The 15491-nt window shown below is 36.6% G+C and carries 10 protein-coding genes and 2 pseudogenes; 9 read left to right on the top strand and 3 right to left on the bottom strand.

The genetic code is table 11. The features are described 5' to 3' along the window. Positions 1-8: 8 nt before the first annotated feature. Together RBB48_RS12860 and RBB48_RS12855 are read left to right on the top strand one after the other, a co-directional pair. Positions 9-3374, top strand: a complete 3366-nt coding sequence (locus tag RBB48_RS12860) for a tubulin-like doman-containing protein (protein WP_088064171.1) — start codon at positions 9-11, stop codon at positions 3372-3374. Between the two features lie 54 nt (positions 3375-3428). Then, positions 3429-3563, top strand: a complete 135-nt coding sequence (locus tag RBB48_RS12855) for a hypothetical protein (protein ID WP_001116178.1) — start codon at positions 3429-3431, stop codon at positions 3561-3563. Between the two features lie 85 nt (positions 3564-3648). Here the strand turns inward: RBB48_RS12855 and RBB48_RS12850 are convergent, their stop codons facing one another. From RBB48_RS12850 to RBB48_RS12840, 3 genes and pseudogenes are all read right to left on the bottom strand, one after another. After that, a complete protein-coding gene (locus RBB48_RS12850; protein ID WP_088064170.1) occupies positions 3649-4785 on the bottom strand; it encodes a Ger(x)C family spore germination protein in 1137 nt (378 codons plus the stop codon). Further along, positions 4786-5883: pseudogene (locus RBB48_RS12845) on the bottom strand (endospore germination permease). It lies immediately after the preceding gene. Next, positions 5880-7417: pseudogene (locus RBB48_RS12840) on the bottom strand (spore germination protein). The pseudogenes RBB48_RS12845 and RBB48_RS12840 overlap by 4 nt, the downstream one beginning before the upstream one ends. A gap of 296 nt (positions 7418-7713) precedes the next feature. On the opposite strand from RBB48_RS12840, the gene fdhF reads away from it, so the two are divergent. From fdhF to RBB48_RS12805, 7 genes are all read left to right on the top strand, one after another. After that, positions 7714-10653: a formate dehydrogenase subunit alpha gene (fdhF, locus tag RBB48_RS12835; protein ID WP_306007733.1), complete on the top strand. Its 2940-nt coding sequence runs from the start codon at positions 7714-7716 to the stop codon at positions 10651-10653. Between the two features lie 12 nt (positions 10654-10665). Further along, complete coding sequence (locus tag RBB48_RS12830; RefSeq protein WP_087981472.1) at positions 10666-11148, top strand: helical membrane plugin domain-containing protein; 483 nt, start codon at positions 10666-10668, stop codon at positions 11146-11148. 116 nt (positions 11149-11264) lie between these two features. Next, positions 11265-11609 (top strand): Na-translocating system protein MpsC family protein, encoded by a 345-nt coding sequence (locus tag RBB48_RS12825; RefSeq protein ID WP_000039582.1) that lies wholly within the window; start codon positions 11265-11267, stop codon positions 11607-11609. A 16-nt stretch (positions 11610-11625) separates the two neighbouring features. Continuing rightward, positions 11626-12423 carry a formate dehydrogenase accessory sulfurtransferase FdhD gene (gene fdhD / locus RBB48_RS12820; RefSeq protein WP_306007732.1) on the top strand — a complete coding sequence of 266 codons (798 nt, stop codon included), beginning with the start codon at positions 11626-11628 and terminating at the stop codon, positions 12421-12423. A gap of 20 nt (positions 12424-12443) precedes the next feature. Next, positions 12444-13460, top strand: coding sequence for a GTP 3',8-cyclase MoaA (gene moaA, locus RBB48_RS12815; protein WP_306007731.1), 1017 nt, complete (start codon positions 12444-12446; stop codon positions 13458-13460). A gap of 200 nt (positions 13461-13660) precedes the next feature. Further along, positions 13661-14440, top strand: a complete 780-nt coding sequence (locus RBB48_RS12810; RefSeq protein WP_033656377.1) for a formate channel — start codon at positions 13661-13663, stop codon at positions 14438-14440. 24 nt (positions 14441-14464) lie between these two features. After that, positions 14465-15481, top strand: a complete 1017-nt coding sequence (locus RBB48_RS12805; RefSeq protein ID WP_306007730.1) for a molybdopterin-synthase adenylyltransferase MoeB — start codon at positions 14465-14467, stop codon at positions 15479-15481. Positions 15482-15491: the final 10 nt, after the last annotated feature.

Raw genomic sequence — 15491 nt, 5'->3', positions numbered from 1 at the left:
TGGTTCACATGACGTTACAAGTTCCAACGATATTAATTGGTTTAGGTGGAATCGGTAGTACTGTGACACATCAAATATATGAAAGGCTACCTGAGGAGCGCCGAAAAAAGGTAGCAATGCACGTATTTGATACAGATGTGAATACATTGAGTAAATTTGATCATATTCGAAAGTTTAAGACGCAAACGAGTTCTAGTAAAACGCCAAGAGAGTATATTGCAGGAGATCCAACGATTCCAGAGTGGTTTCCGATGGACCCGACTATACTTGATAAACCACTGACAGAAGGGGCAGGACAGTTACGCGTCATTTCCCGTTTAGCGTTACTTGCTGCGATGAAAGAAGATAAATTGACATCCTTTTGGCAAGAAATCGAGAAGATTTTTCCGGTTACAAGCGATCAAACGGAATATGGAGTGCGTGTCATTATCGTAACATCACTAGCGGGCGGAACAGGTTCAGGGATGTTTCTACAAATTGCATTATATTTACGTGAAATGCTTCGGAAAAAACTGCAGCATCACAACATTTTAATACGTGGTGCGTTTTTAATGCCGGATGTTTTAGTTAAGACGAGAACGGTTAGTGCGAAAGAGTTTGAAACGGTGCAAGCAAACGGCTATGCCTCGTTAAAAGAATTACATGCCATTACACTCGGTTCCACTGGAGAATTATCAAAACGTGGCGGTGTGACGATTGAATTAGAATATCGACCTGATCAAGTAGATGAAGACGGAAGAACGAATCATACGATTAAACAACATCATTTACCATACAATTATTGTTTCCTATACGATTACGAAAATCTACATGGACACCATCTGCACAATTTATCAGATTATATGGAGCAAATGGCAAATACGATTTATTTACAGTTATTTAGTCCGATGTCTGCAAATCATTTTGCACAGGAAGATAATCAAATTCAGCAATTAGCAGAATCAAGTGGGAAAGGACGATATTGCGGGGCAGGAACGGCAAAGATTATTTATCCGTATGAGCACGTGTTAAAATATTGTGCTTTAAAATGGGCTGTGCAAGGTTTAGATGAGTCTTGGCTGCATTTAGATCAACTGTTTCAAGAGAAGAAGCAAAGATATGACCAAGACGTCAAACGCGGGATGCAACGTGAAAAGCCAGAGCGTGGGAAAAGTTATTTAGAAGACTTAGAACATCTTGCTACCCGTCCAGAACAGGCTCATATTTTTTATAGACAAATGTACAATGAAACGCGTGAAGGAGCAGAGGGCGGTAAGGTCGGTGTTGCGAAATCTAAACTGTTTTTAGAGGCTGTAGAAAGTTATGTACAGCGTACGGTGCAAAAAGATGAGGAATTAAACCGACTGCAGCACGAGTGTAAAATTTCGGCTGCGAAACTGAAAATGATGGAGCAAATGAAAGGTGAAGTAGCAAGGGTGGATCATGCGGTTCGTTTATATGCGTATGCGATTCCGAGCCGCGTACATGAGCATGTAACGACACTATTGTATGACATGATTGAATCAGACCGTTTTTCACCAAGTGGTTCTGAAGGGCAGTCCTATCAATTAAATACATGGTTTTTAAAGAAAACAGATCCTGTTCATCCAGTATCAGCTCGTTTTATGTTGTATGAAATTCGAAAGCAGTTAGTCGAGAAAATGAATCGACTACATGAAAATAATGAACAAAAGCGTAATTTAATTCAAAACTACGATAAGAAATTTAATGTGAGTAATATTGATGGAACGGTAACAGCTGTTCGCCGAGTAGAAATCGCGCAGCAACAAGGCTGGTTTGGAAAAATGATTAATAATCAGCAGCGTTTGTTTAAAAAAGAATTTGAAGATATTGTAACGCAGTATGTACACAAATTAAACGAGTATCGCAAAGAAATGCTATTAGAACTCGTTTATCAATCGCTTTATCAAGCAGTTAATAAAATGATTCAATATTGGGAAAGGTTTTTTGATAATTTACACGAAACGCGTGAAAATTTATTGTTTGAAATTCAAAAACGAAGCAAGGAATTTGAAGGGAAAACAAACCCAACGAATGTATACGTATTAGCTGAAGAGAAGTTGCAAGAAAAGATATGGCAAGATATGCAGCAACATTTAAATTTGGGAGTATTACCGAAAGATATATCTGCGGAAATTTATATGAGTTTATACGGGGAATATTGCCGGGATGCAAAAACAGAAGAGATTCAATCGAAAAAAGTAGAAGATTTTTATCGTGAGCACATACTAAGTTATTGCTACGATGAATTACAAATACGCTATCGTGATAAATTAGAGCTGAATATCGTTGAGGCGTTACGAAAAGAGGCGGATTATAAGAAGCGTGATCGTGATGAATACGTCCGTGAAAAAATTGAAGACTTGTTTCATTTAGCAAGTCCATTCGTTCCGAAAGTTTCCCATCATAGGGAATTACAATATTGGGGTATACATCCATCTTTAAAGAAAGAATTGCAAGAGGAATTAATTCAAGAAATGTTTAAAGAAAAAGATACAGTACATGAAGCTTTTTCGCCATTTGAGGTCATTTGTTATCGTGCGCATTACGGTTTATCACTACAAGACTTTCCTAAGCTGTCGTCTGGACATATTGCAAATGGATTTATGAATGATAAAGGTGATTATTTTCAGTCTTACTATCGCCGTGTGAACAAGTTGAATAGTAAAAAATCTAGTTTAACGCCGCATTTAGATAAATATTGGCACTTGCCAGCTTTCATGCCAGACTTAAATGCAACGCAAACGAAGTTGGATTACGATAAATGTAATCGCGCTCTTCTATATGCGTATATGTATCGTTGGATTAGTTTAGTTGCTGTTGATGGCCAGTTTGTGTATCAATATAACGGTGTTGGACGTAGCTTCTTAATTCAGTCGATGGGAAAAAATATTTCAAGTGAAAGTTATAAATTACACAGAGCATTGCTTCATAATCCGTTTATTTATGAAAACATCTTGTCCAGATTTGAAGAAGAACAAGAAAAAGCTATGATACAGGGCGGACATTTATATACACATCCGTTCGTATTAGGTGCTCAAGATATTAGATGGCTTCGTAAAGAGCATGTCCATAATATTTTAGATATGATTTTAATGTATGACCGTGAAGCAAAATATGATCCAACGTTAGAAGAAACTTCTGATGAATTATTAAGATTATTCCTTGACGAAATTGAGTTATATTTCCAAAACTATTACGGTACAGGTGCCGATATGGTTGCAAAGAAAGAGAAAGAAATGTTTATTAAACAATTGTGGGATCGTTCGTACGCGAAAGGTTATGTAGATCCAAATAGTGCTCCTTATAAAAAGTGGCAAAATTTATTAAGCGTTCATGATGAAGAAGAAACGCCAAAAACGAATGTAAAATGAATGAAAAGGGAATCCTTAAAAGTGGCAATACAACTTTAGAAGAGAGGGATTCCGATGCCGTTTTTAGGAAGTGTATATCAAATATTTGGATTGTATCCAGAAATTTATTATGGAATGATTTCAGCCGAACTTGCGGAGCAGCAAAGATTGGAACAAGCGGAAAACGAAGAACCAGAAACAGAAGCGTAACTGTATAGGAAGCTTCAAAATAAAAATGATAACACGCTACTTAATCTTTGCACGTATAAGAGCAAAGAGTAAATAGCGTGTTTTTTTATTTAATAATCCCGTTCTCTAAAATTTTAATAGTAGGTGCTACTTTCACATTAGACTTTGAAAAGGCACTCGGCCAATCGTCTTCAACCGTTTTCCATTCTTTATATTGAAATGCTCTCGCATAATCACCAAACCCGAATGGATCAAGTTGCTGTTTTTGAATTTTGTGGATTAAATCGTTTAAATCTTTGTTTAGTTGTTTTGTAATAAGTGAAGTTAATTTCTTTCTACCTTTGTCTATATCCATGTTGAATGTAAGTTCAGATACGGAAACTTTAAAATTCATTGCAATATTAAATTTGAAGTGGTTATCGTTATAGCCTGTGTGAATGTCACGATTCATGCTAAGAACATTTATTGTTGCGAAGTCGTCGCCGTCTGTATCTTTTAGATGACTATTACTTTCAACTGAATTAGAAGGGATTTTCAGTGTAAGTGAAACGGGTATATTCGCTTTCTTTTGTAATAGAAGAAGAAGGGCACTTTCATATCGATTTAAAGACATTTTATAGATTCCGCGAGAAGTTAATAATACAGAGCCGGTAACGAGAATATCTTTTTTACCTTTTTTTATTTCTGAGATAGCAGGTGTTATACCTTTATTAAAAGTTTGCCTATGGAATTCATGGAATGTCGTAAACGCGGTTCGATTGTATAGTTTGTTCGTATTAATTAAATCTGTTAAATATTCAGGAAGTGCAGGCTTATCTTTAAAATTATTATATATAACTGAAGAGATTGGACCGTCTACTGCAACCATGCGCATATTTCCAGTATTTTTAGGGTCGCGATACCAAACATCAAGGTAAGGCATAGCTCCTTCTTGTTTTAAAAATTTCGTACTAAATAAAATGAGTTGTAACTTTTCTGTAGATACTAAACCGCTACTTGAACTATTAAATGTTGCTTTTGCTTCTCGAGGGGTATGTACTGTCGCTTCATGAGTTTCGTATTTTTTCTCCACATCTTCATTAAAAATAGGGTTTACGTGGTATACAATTAATTTTCCTTTTGCTTTTGCATCAAACCCGTAAATTAATGAAATGGATTGTTTTTCTAAGTCGAGCCGATCTCCTCCACATCCTGTTAAAAAGGTTATGAGAAAGCAAAATATAGTGAAAATAAAGCGTCTCATTTAAATTTTTCTCCTTTTCCAATGCTGATAAAGTGTCATGTATAAGAGAAATACGACTGGGAATAGAAAAACGATAAAATAACTTGCAGTTCCCCAAAATTCCCGCAATGCACTTATTTGATACGAGGATGGGATATAAAAAAATAAAACGAAAACACACCCGAATAATAAAAACCAAATAGGTAATGAACTCCCTTTTTTGTTAAGTAACTGATTGATTCCATCTGAGGCAGTAAAAATATAAGGAATGCAAGAATCAAAAATAATGAAGAGATAAAATGACAAAAAGATAATTTCAAACCGTTCCAGAAATGAAAAGTGAAATGGTGTAACAAGAGAAAGAGTGGGCCATAAAAACTTAGTTATACCATCTGGGCTAAAATAAACGAAAGAAACGAACGTAACTTGCAGGTAAACGAATAAAGTAATCATATTTGCAATAACGATTCCTTTTTTTGCAGATGATTTATTACTGAGATAAGGATAAAGGACAAATGCAAACTCAAATCCGAGAAAGGCAATAATAGTTGATTTTACTGTGTTGAAAACTGGTAGCCATCCCTCTTTAAGGAGAGGAAGAAGATAAACCCAATGCCCGTCTTTAAGTGGGATAAATAATAGCAATGGCATCCAGAGTGTAAATAAGACAGTAAAAACAGCATAGCGGCTAATAATAAGAACACCTTTACATGCGAGCATAACCATTGGGATAGATAATAACATCATGATTAAAAACATTGGAGATCTAGGTAAAATCCAAATGTGAATAACGTATAAGAGGGAAAAAATTAAGGATACAGCTGCAAGAACAGCATATAAAATCCAAAAAATCATTCCTACTCTTCCTAGCCACTTCCCAAGATAACGAGTTAGCACATCAAGTAAAGTATACCCGGGATGTTTTTCCATAATTTTTACAATACATAGACTGACTAAAGTAGTGATAGCGCATCATATTATAATAGACATCCAGCCATCTGTATTCGCCCCTTGCGCAACTTCACGTGGCAGTGTAAGTACACCGAACCCTACTTGAACACCACTAATCGTTAAAATGTATTGAAATAAACTAATCTCCCTCTTTGCACGCTTTGTCACTTATCTTCCTTCGTTTCTTCTATATCGCGTTGTCGATTCTCTTGTTTTAAGTTAAGGGATAGTGGTCGTTTCTTCATTAGTTTCCATGGTAAACGTACAAGAATGTCTTTTAAATCTGAAGCAAATGACGGAGAAAAAGGACTACCATAAGGAACACCAAGTGATTCCATAGAAAGAATATGGATGATGATAACTGCCATCCCGACCATAATTCCAATGACCCCAAACAAAGAAGCGGTTATCATCATTGGAAAGCGAAGAAGCCGAATTCCTGCTGACATTTCCATGTTAGGGATGATAAAAGAAGCGACTGCAGTAATAGATACGACGATAACCATAACATTACTTACTATTCCTGCTTGGACAGCAGCTTGCCCAATGACAATCCCTCCTACGACTCCAATCGTTTGTCCAACGGGACCAGGAAGCCGAACCGCAGCTTCGCGGAGCATTTCAAGTACTAGTTCCATCAAAAGTGCTTCTAATATAGGGGGGAAAGGAATTTTAGCTCGAGATTCTCCAATTGTTAACAATAATTTAAGTGGAATCACTTCATAATGAAAGGAAATCATAGCAATATAAAGAGCTGGAGCAAATATTGCAATAAATAGTCCGGTAAAACGAAGTAGTCGTATGAAAGATGGAATCATTGGCCGGAAGCTGTAATCATCTATCGTCTGAAAAAAAGATGAAAAGGTCATAGGTCCAATTAATACGCCGGGTGAGCGGTCTACAACAACAGCAATTCGTCCATCCAAAATGTGATGGGCCGTTGTATCAGGGCGTTCGGTTATTGATAATTGCGGAAAGAGAGTATAGGAATTATCTTCAACAAACCCTTCTAATTCTCCAGTAGTAATAATGGCATCCACTTTGATTGATTCGATACGGCATGCCATTTCTTGTACAACGTCTTCGTTTGCAACGTCTGCTAAGTACAGCAAAAAAACTTTGAAGTAGCTCGTTCACCAACAGTGAATTCCTTCACTTTCAATTCGCGATTTGGAATATATCGACGAATAAGTGCAAGACTGTCGCTCGCTACTTCATTAAATCCTTCGTGGGAGCTTTTTATAGCAGTTTCTGTTGTAGGTTCTTCAATACTTCTTTTTGGCGCCGATTGCGTATCTAGTTCTAATGCTGTAAGTTGTCCATTTATAAATAAAATGCTTTTACCATGTAAAAGGGAATGTTCAATGTCGGACCACTGCTGAATTTTCTTTATATTCCCGACTGTAACTGAGGATTCCCAACAATCAACTTCATTCCACTCTTTAAATAGGAGAGGTCGAAGAATATCAATGTTAATAACGGTTTTGTCTACAAGTCCTTCCATATATATAATTGCAGCTTCTTTTCCGTTTTTTAACGGAAAAGTACGTGTAATTAATTCTGGAATACCGCTAAAAAGTTTGGACAAGTGCTTTAGATTAAGGGAAAGAGAGGAAGAGATAGATTTATTTAAAAGGTGATCAGCTTGTTCTTGTGCAGAGAAAGATTTTTCACCACGTATCCATTTATTAAAAGACCCCATTTGTTCGCTTACTCCTTGTTATGTTTTATATGGGTTATTATGGATAGTTCCGTGCTGACATATGCGTAGTTTAAATTTTATATTGTATATTTCCATCTTTAACGCTATAATTATAGTGTTAAAGATGGAATCGTGATATGACCTGTTATGAATCTATCGTTTTATTTATGAATAAATGGATTGGTATTTTAGCAAGATGTGCTAATAAACTACTCCACCATGATAATAACGTGCCGAAATGTGGTGCGTATATTTTCGTGGTGGAGTTTTTTTATTCTCAAAAAGGGGGAAAGACCATGAATAACAACATGGTTCATATTACAATTGACGGAAAAAAGTATACAGCGGAGCTTGGTTCAACGATATTGGGTGTTATTAATGAGAACGGGATTGAACATCCGCAAATTTGTTACGTGCCAGAAGTAGATCCTATTCAAACATGTGACACTTGTATTGTAGAGGTTGACGGAAAGTTAGTGCGCTCTTGTTCGGCAGTAGTGACAGAAGGTATGAACATTGAACGTAATTCTGCTCATGCCAAAGAAGCACAAACAGAGGCAATGGATAGGTTACTAGAAAATCATTTATTATACTGTACAGTATGTGACAACAACAATGGGAACTGTAAACTGCATAATACAGCAGAATTAATGGAGATTGAACATCAAAAATATCCTTATGAACCAAAAGTAGATGCAAGTGAAGTTGATATGACGCATCCGTTTTATCGCTACGATCCTAATCAATGTATTGCATGCGGTCAATGTGTTGAGGTTTGTCAAAACTTACAAGTAAATGAAACGTTATCAATAGACTGGGAAGCGGAACGTCCACGAGTTATTTGGGATGAAGGAGTAAATATTAATGATTCTTCATGCGTGAGCTGTGGTCAATGTGTAACCATTTGTCCTTGTAATGCTTTAATGGAGAAAACGATGCTCGGTGAAGCTGGATTTATGACGGGATTAAAACCAGATATTCTTGAACCGATGGTAGATTTAATTAAAGAAGTTGAGCCTGGATATAGCGGCATTTTTGCGGTATCAGAAGTGGAAGCGGCTATGCGTGATACTCGTACGAAGAAAACGAAAACAGTATGTACATTTTGTGGTGTAGGTTGTTCATTTGAAGTGTGGACGAAAGGGCGTAAAATCCTTAAAGTACAACCTTCTTCTGATGCGCCAGTTAACGCAATTTCTACTTGTGTAAAAGGAAAATTCGGTTGGGATTTCGTAAATTCTAAAGAAAGAATTACGAAACCTTTAATTCGTAAAAATGGAACGTTTGTTGAATCTACATGGGAAGAAGCACTAAATGTAGTTGCAAGTAAATTAGGATCTATTAAAGAAGAATACGGTAAAGATGCTGTCGGCTTTATTTCTTCATCTAAAATTACGAATGAAGACAATTATGTAATTCAGAAATTAGCTCGACAAGTATTTGAAACGAATAATATTGATAACTGCTCACGTTATTGTCAATCGCCAGCGACAGACGGATTATTCCGTACAATTGGTATGGGCGGAGATGCTGGAACGATTAAAGATATCGCAAAATCCGGTCTTGTTATTATTGTAGGTTGTAATCCGACAGAAGGTCATCCTGTTTTAGCTACACGTATTAAACGTGCGCATAAATTACACGGACAAAAATTAATTGTGGCTGATCTTCGTAAAACAGAAATGGCAGAGCGTTCAGACGTTTTTATTAGTCCAAAACAAGGAACAGATCAAGTATGGTTAATGGCTGTTACGAAATATATGATTGACCAAGGCTGGCACGATCAACGATTTATTGATGAGAATGTAAACTTCTTTGAAGATTTTAAAGAGAGTCTTACAGAATATACACTTGATTATGCAGAAGAAATGACTGGTATTTCAAAAGAAATACTTATTCAAATGGCTGAAATGATTCGTGATGCAGATGGTACATGTATCCTTTGGGGTATGGGAGTAACGCAAAATACAGGTGGATCGGATACTTCCGCTGCGATTTCAAACTTACTGCTTGCAACAGGTAATTATCGTCGTCCAGGTGCTGGTGCATATCCACTTCGAGGTCATAATAACGTACAAGGTGCTTGTGATATGGGTACTTTACCAGGATGGCTTCCTGGATATCAGCACGTTACTAACGATATGGAACGTGCGAAATTTGAAATGGCTTACGGAGTGAAAATTAATAGTGAACCAGGTCTTAATAATATTGAAATGCTTCACGCAATTGATGAAGGGAAAATGAAAGCTATGTATCTTGTCGGAGAGGATATGGCTCTTGTAGACTCTAATGCGAACCACGTACATGAAGTGTTATCAAGCCTTGATTTCTTCGTTGTACAAGACGTTTTCTTATCTAAAACTGCTCAATATGCAGATGTTGTATTACCGGCAGCACCGTCTCTTGAGAAAGAAGGTACTTTCACAAATACAGAGCGTCGTGTACAAAGATTGTATCAAGTTCTTCCTACGCTTGGAGATGCGAAGCCAGATTGGTGGATTGTGCAGGAGATTGCGAATAAATTAGGTGCAAACTGGAATTATAGCCATCCAAGTGAAATTTTTGCTGAAATGGCAAGTTTATCACCACTATTCTCACAAGCAAACTATGAAGTACTTGAAGGGTGGAATAGTTTCCATTGGGGAAGTTTTGATGGAACGAATACACCACTTCTGTTCCAAGATGGATTTAACTTCCCAGATAAAAGAGCTCGTTTTGCGATTGCTGACTGGGTACGTCCAGCTGAATTCCCAGCGGAGTTCGATCTTCACATTAATAACGGTCGTATGCTTGAGCATTTCCATGAAGGGAATATGACAAATAAATCAACAGGTATTCAAACGAAAGTACCTGGTGTGTTTGTAGAAGTTTCTCCAGCACTTGCAAAAGAACGTGGAGTGAAAACAGGTTCATTAGTTCGTCTTGTTTCTCCTTTTGGAGCATTAAAATTACGTGCACTTGTAACAGACCGTGTAAAAGAAAATGAGTTATATTTACCGATGAACTCTACAGATAATGAAACAGCAATTAATTTCTTAACAGGTCCTGCTGTGGACGTACGTACGAACACACCTGCTTATAAACAGACGAAAGTGCGTATGGAAGTGCTAGAAGTTGATGGCGCAAATCCGATGCCAAAAGCGAACCCGCGTAACAAAAAACGTCATCCTCAAGCTGGTATTGAGGTAAATCGTAAGTGGGCACGTCCAGGGTATGTGCATTTAACGGATAAGTAGGAGGAGAAAAATATGGCTGCACCTATAAAAGTGATTCAAAAACAAGAATTAACTGAGGAAGAAATAAAACAGCAAAAATTAGATGATTTAAAAGAGCTTCTAGCTAATAATGAAGAGGCTTTAAATCAAATGTTTAATATTGTTGGGGAATTAAATGACATCGGAATGCTAGAAGCTGCAAATTCTATGTTAAAGGCGAAAGAACCGATCGCAAAGATTGTACTTGGCCAAGTGACTCGTGAGCCTGTTACGAATTTAATTAATAATATGATGGGTGCTGCGGGTGCTTTAACAGAACTTGATCCAGAACTTACGAAAAAGCTAATAGGTAGCTTATTAGTAGGGTTAGAAGAAGGTAATGAACATCTAGAGAGTAATAAAAAAGTAGGGGTATTTGACCTTATGAAAGTATTGAAAGACCCAGATATTAACCGTGCTATAGGGTTTGGGCTTCATTTCTTAAAAGGTATGGGTAAAGGGTTAAAAGACGAATAATCTTCATGAAGTGAATCTTTTCGCCCAAATGTTTGTACGAAATATTTTGGGCGGAAGGGTCATTTTGGTAAAATATATAATAAAGTAAAATGAGGATTTTTGGGAGGTATAATTGTATGTCAAAAAAAGTACATGAATTTAATGATATGATACGAAAACTTCGAAAGGAACTTTTCGGAAAAGGACCAGAACGAATTCATACTGTTTTTGCTGAAAATATGGCGATTGCGACCCTTTACGGAAACTTAACACCTACTGAAAAATTCATTTCAAGTACGATGGACGGTGCGGAAATGGTTCATATGGCTAGAACGAAAATGATTCAAGAAGTGTATGCTGCGAATTCCCGTGAACATTTGGAGGAACTTGTTGGAGCGAAATTAGTGAATTTATTTTCAGATATGAAAGTAGAAGAAGATATTGCAGTTTCGGTATTTGTTTTTGATAAAAATATAACGTGAGAGAAGGATACTGATCGTGAAACCGATACAGGTAGAAAGAGAAATCTTTCGTTATGAACAAGGGGCGTTTAAACATATAGAGGACAGTATTGTAACAGAGTTTCCTGTCACGATTAAAATGAACGGACAGGAGTTTGTTACAATGGTTAGTACTCCAGAATATATAGAAGATATGGTAATAGGCTTTTTAGCATCTGAAGGAATCATTCGGAAGTATGAAGATATTGATGACATATGGGTACAAGAGAAAGAAGGATTTGTGCATGTCACAACGAAAAAAGTGAATCCGTATTACGAACAAATGCAAAATAAACGTTATATTACTTCATGCTGTGGTATGAGTAGACAAGGGTTTGTTTTTGCAAATGATGTACTAAGCGCTAAAAAAATGAATGGTGTCCATGTACAGGTTGCTGCAGAAGACTGCTTTCGATTAATGAAAGAAATGCAGCAATCTGCGGAGACGTTTCAACATACAGGTGGCGTTCATAATGCATCTTTGTGTGATGTGAATGGCATTATTTTAAGCCGAATGGATATCGGTAGACATAATGCATTAGATAAAATTTACGGTTATTGCTTAAAAAATAATATTTCTATAAAAGATAAAGTCATTGTATTTAGTGGTCGTATTTCTTCGGAAATATTATTGAAAGTTGCAAAAATCGGTTGTGAAATTATATTGTCAAAATCAGCTCCAACCGAATTGGCTTTGCAGCTAGCAGAAGAATTAGGTATTACTACGATAGGGTTTATTCGGAATCAATCATTAAATGTATATACGCATCCAGAGCGTGTTATAAATATAAAATAAGTAAAAGTGAGGCAATAAATATGAAATCTGTCACATTAGACAAACTACAACGTCCTTTAAAGGATTTACGTATTTCTGTTACTGATCGCTGTAATTTCCGCTGTCGTTATTGTATGCCAGAAGAAATATTTGGTCCTGATTATTCGTTTTTGTCTAATGATAAAATTTTATCTTTTGATGAGATTGAAAGGATAACACGTATTTTTGTTTCTTTAGGTGTAAGAAAGTTACGCATTACGGGCGGAGAACCGTTACTTCGAAGAGGTCTTCCGCAGCTTATTGAGCGCCTTAATAAAATAGATGGTGTGGAGGATATCGGTTTAACAACCAATGGATCACTACTGAAAAAGTTTGCTCCTGATTTATATAAGGCGGGTTTATCACGTGTGACAGTTAGTTTAGATTCCTTAGAAGAAGATCGGTTTTTCTATTTGAATGGTAATAGAAGCAAAGTGCAAAGGGTCCTGGAAGGCATACAGGCTGCAGCTGAAGTTGGTATGAAAATTAAAATTAACATGGTCGTTCAAAAAGGGAAAAATGAACAAGATATTTTGCAGATGGCGCAATACTTTAAGGAAAATAAGCATATTCTTCGTTTTATTGAGTATATGGACGTTGGAAATTATAACGGTTGGGAATTAAGAGAGGTCGTCTCGAAACAAGAGATAGTAGATGCCATTCATCAAGTTATGCCATTAGAACGGATAGAAGCAAATTATGCAGGTGAAGTTGCGACTCGCTATCGTTATATTGGAAATGAAGAAGAGATAGGTATTATTTCATCAGTAACAGATTCCTTCTGTTCATCATGTACGAGAGCACGTATTTCTGCAGAAGGAAAATTATATACTTGTTTGTTCGCTTCTAAAGGAAATGACTTGAGGGAACTACTTCGATCTGGATACAGTGACGAGGAAATAACAGATATCGTACGTGATATATGGAACAACCGAGAAGATCGTTATTCAGATGAACGCTTAAATCATACAAGTAAAAAAAGATCGCCTAAAATTGAAATGTCACATATTGGTGGTTGATATATAAGAGTGACGCTTTGAGGAAGTATATACAAAATGGAAAGTATGCAACGTTTGTAGATTTTCTATTTTATAGTAAAAGTGATGATTGATATCTCTGTAAAAGATGTGCAGAGAAATTAAGCAGCATTCAAAAACCTTTATTTTGAGGAGGTTTTTTGAAGCTGCTTTTTTATTTGGAGAAAATGGAGGAATTAGTAATGGCATTTCATAAACCGGAACAAATTGCTGAGCTTGTAATTGAGGCCGGTGTTCAAAAAGTAAGTCAGACGTTGCCAGCAATGCTTATTCTCGGTTTTTTAGGAGGAGCGTTTATTTCGTTAGGTTTTTTGCTTAATATTCGTGTTTTAGGTAATTTACCTGAGCGCTGGGGTAGTTTAGTCAATGTTTTAGGAGGAGCGGTTTTCCCTGTTGGATTAATGCTCGTCGTATTAGCAGGAGGAGAATTAATTACCGGAAATATGATGTCACTTTCTATGGCGCTTTATGCAAAGAAAATTACATTGGTAAGTGTACTAAATAATTGGGTTTGGATTACTTTCATGAATTTCGTGGGAGCTATTTTTGTTGCGTATTGTTTCGGTCATCTTGGCGGATTAACAGAGGGAGATTATTTAAATAAAACGGTAGCGATAGCGGAAGGGAAATTACATGAATCATTTGGGAGAACTTTAATTTTAGCAATTGGTTGTAATTGGCTCGTTTGTCTTGCGCTTTGGCTCGCTTATGGGACGAGTGATTTTGTCGGGAAAATAATCGGAATTTGGATTCCGATTATGGCATTTGTAGTGATTGGATTTCAGCAAGTGGTAGCAAATATGTTTGTTATTTCAGCAGTTATTTTTGCAGGTCATCTGACGTGGATGGATCTTGCTAGAAATTTTGTTCCTGTTTTTATCGGAAATGTAATTGGGGGAGCTGGATTTGTTGGATTTGCTTATTTTGCTTGTTATCAAAAACAACATTCTAATATGAAATAGAGTTCGTGAGAGGAAGGATATGTAATGGATGAGCGGTATTCACGACAACAGTTGTTCAAACCAATTGGGAGTAGAGGGCAAGAAAAAATTCGGAATAAACATGTGTTAATTGTAGGAGCAGGCGCATTAGGAAGTGCAAGTGCCGAAAGTTTCGTACGTGCAGGTATTGGCAAATTGACGATTATTGATCGTGATTACGTTGAATGGAGTAATTTACAAAGGCAACAATTGTACTCTGAACAAGATGCGAGAAAGAAAATGCCGAAAGCAATTGTTGCTAAAGACCGGCTAGAACAAATTAATTCGGAAGTACAAATGCATGCTTTCGTAATGGATGCAGTTGCAGAAAATATGGAGGACCTATTAAAAAATGTAGATGTAATAATTGATGCAACAGATAATTTTGATATTCGATTTATAATAAATGACTTATCACAAAAACATAATATCCCGTGGGTATATGGTTCTTGCGTTGGATCGTACGGTATGAGTCATACGGTTATTCCGCAAGAGACACCGTGTTTACATTGCGTGCTGAAGAACGTTCCTGTTACAGGTGTGACATGTGATACCGCTGGAATTATTAGCCCGACTGTTCAAATCGTCGCAGCATATCAAGTGGCGGAAGCACTCAAAATTTTAGTCGGAGATTTCTCAGCAATTAGAAAAACATTTTTCATGTTTGATATATGGAGTAATCAAAATCATTTTATAAGACTAGGGAAAATCAAAACAGAAGATTGCCCCTCGTGCGGTTTGAATCGAACTTATCCTTATTTATCATACGAAAACCAAACGAAGGTGGCTGTTTTATGCGGAAGAAATACAGTGCAAATTAGGCCGGTAGAAAATAGGAAGTACGATTTTGACGATATAGAAAAAGTATTAAAAAAATTGGGGGAAGTAGATCGGAATCCGTATTTACTATCTTGCCAACTAGATGATTACCGCGTCGTTATTTTTCGAGATGGTCGTGTTTTCATTCATGGTACAAATGATATTTCGAAAGCGAAACAATTATATTATCGCGTATTCGGTTAATAGAAAGGGT

The organism is Bacillus sp. MMSF_3353 (assembly GCF_030733445.1).
Lineage (GTDB): Bacteria > Bacillota > Bacilli > Bacillales > Bacillaceae_G > Bacillus_A > Bacillus_A wiedmannii.
Note: the sequence above shows the minus strand (reverse complement) of the source record. Positions and strands in the feature narration are given on the sequence as shown.

What these genes read in the sequence shown, in the direction of transcription:
- RBB48_RS12825 (WP_000039582.1), top strand. Translation starts at nt 11,265, where the DNA reads ATGTCAAAAAAAGTACATGAATTTAATGATATGATACGAAAACTTCGA.
- RBB48_RS12855 (WP_001116178.1), top strand. Translation starts at nt 3,429, where the DNA reads ATGCCGTTTTTAGGAAGTGTATATCAAATATTTGGATTGTATCCAGAA.
- moaA (WP_306007731.1), top strand. Translation starts at nt 12,444, where the DNA reads ATGAAATCTGTCACATTAGACAAACTACAACGTCCTTTAAAGGATTTA.
- fdhF (WP_306007733.1), top strand. Translation starts at nt 7,714, where the DNA reads ATGAATAACAACATGGTTCATATTACAATTGACGGAAAAAAGTATACA.
- RBB48_RS12810 (WP_033656377.1), top strand. Translation starts at nt 13,661, where the DNA reads ATGGCATTTCATAAACCGGAACAAATTGCTGAGCTTGTAATTGAGGCC.
- RBB48_RS12860 (WP_088064171.1), top strand. Translation starts at nt 9, where the DNA reads ATGACGTTACAAGTTCCAACGATATTAATTGGTTTAGGTGGAATCGGT.
- RBB48_RS12850 (WP_088064170.1), bottom strand. Translation starts at nt 4,785, where the DNA reads ATGAGACGCTTTATTTTCACTATATTTTGCTTTCTCATAACCTTTTTA.
- RBB48_RS12830 (WP_087981472.1), top strand. Translation starts at nt 10,666, where the DNA reads ATGGCTGCACCTATAAAAGTGATTCAAAAACAAGAATTAACTGAGGAA.
- RBB48_RS12805 (WP_306007730.1), top strand. Translation starts at nt 14,465, where the DNA reads ATGGATGAGCGGTATTCACGACAACAGTTGTTCAAACCAATTGGGAGT.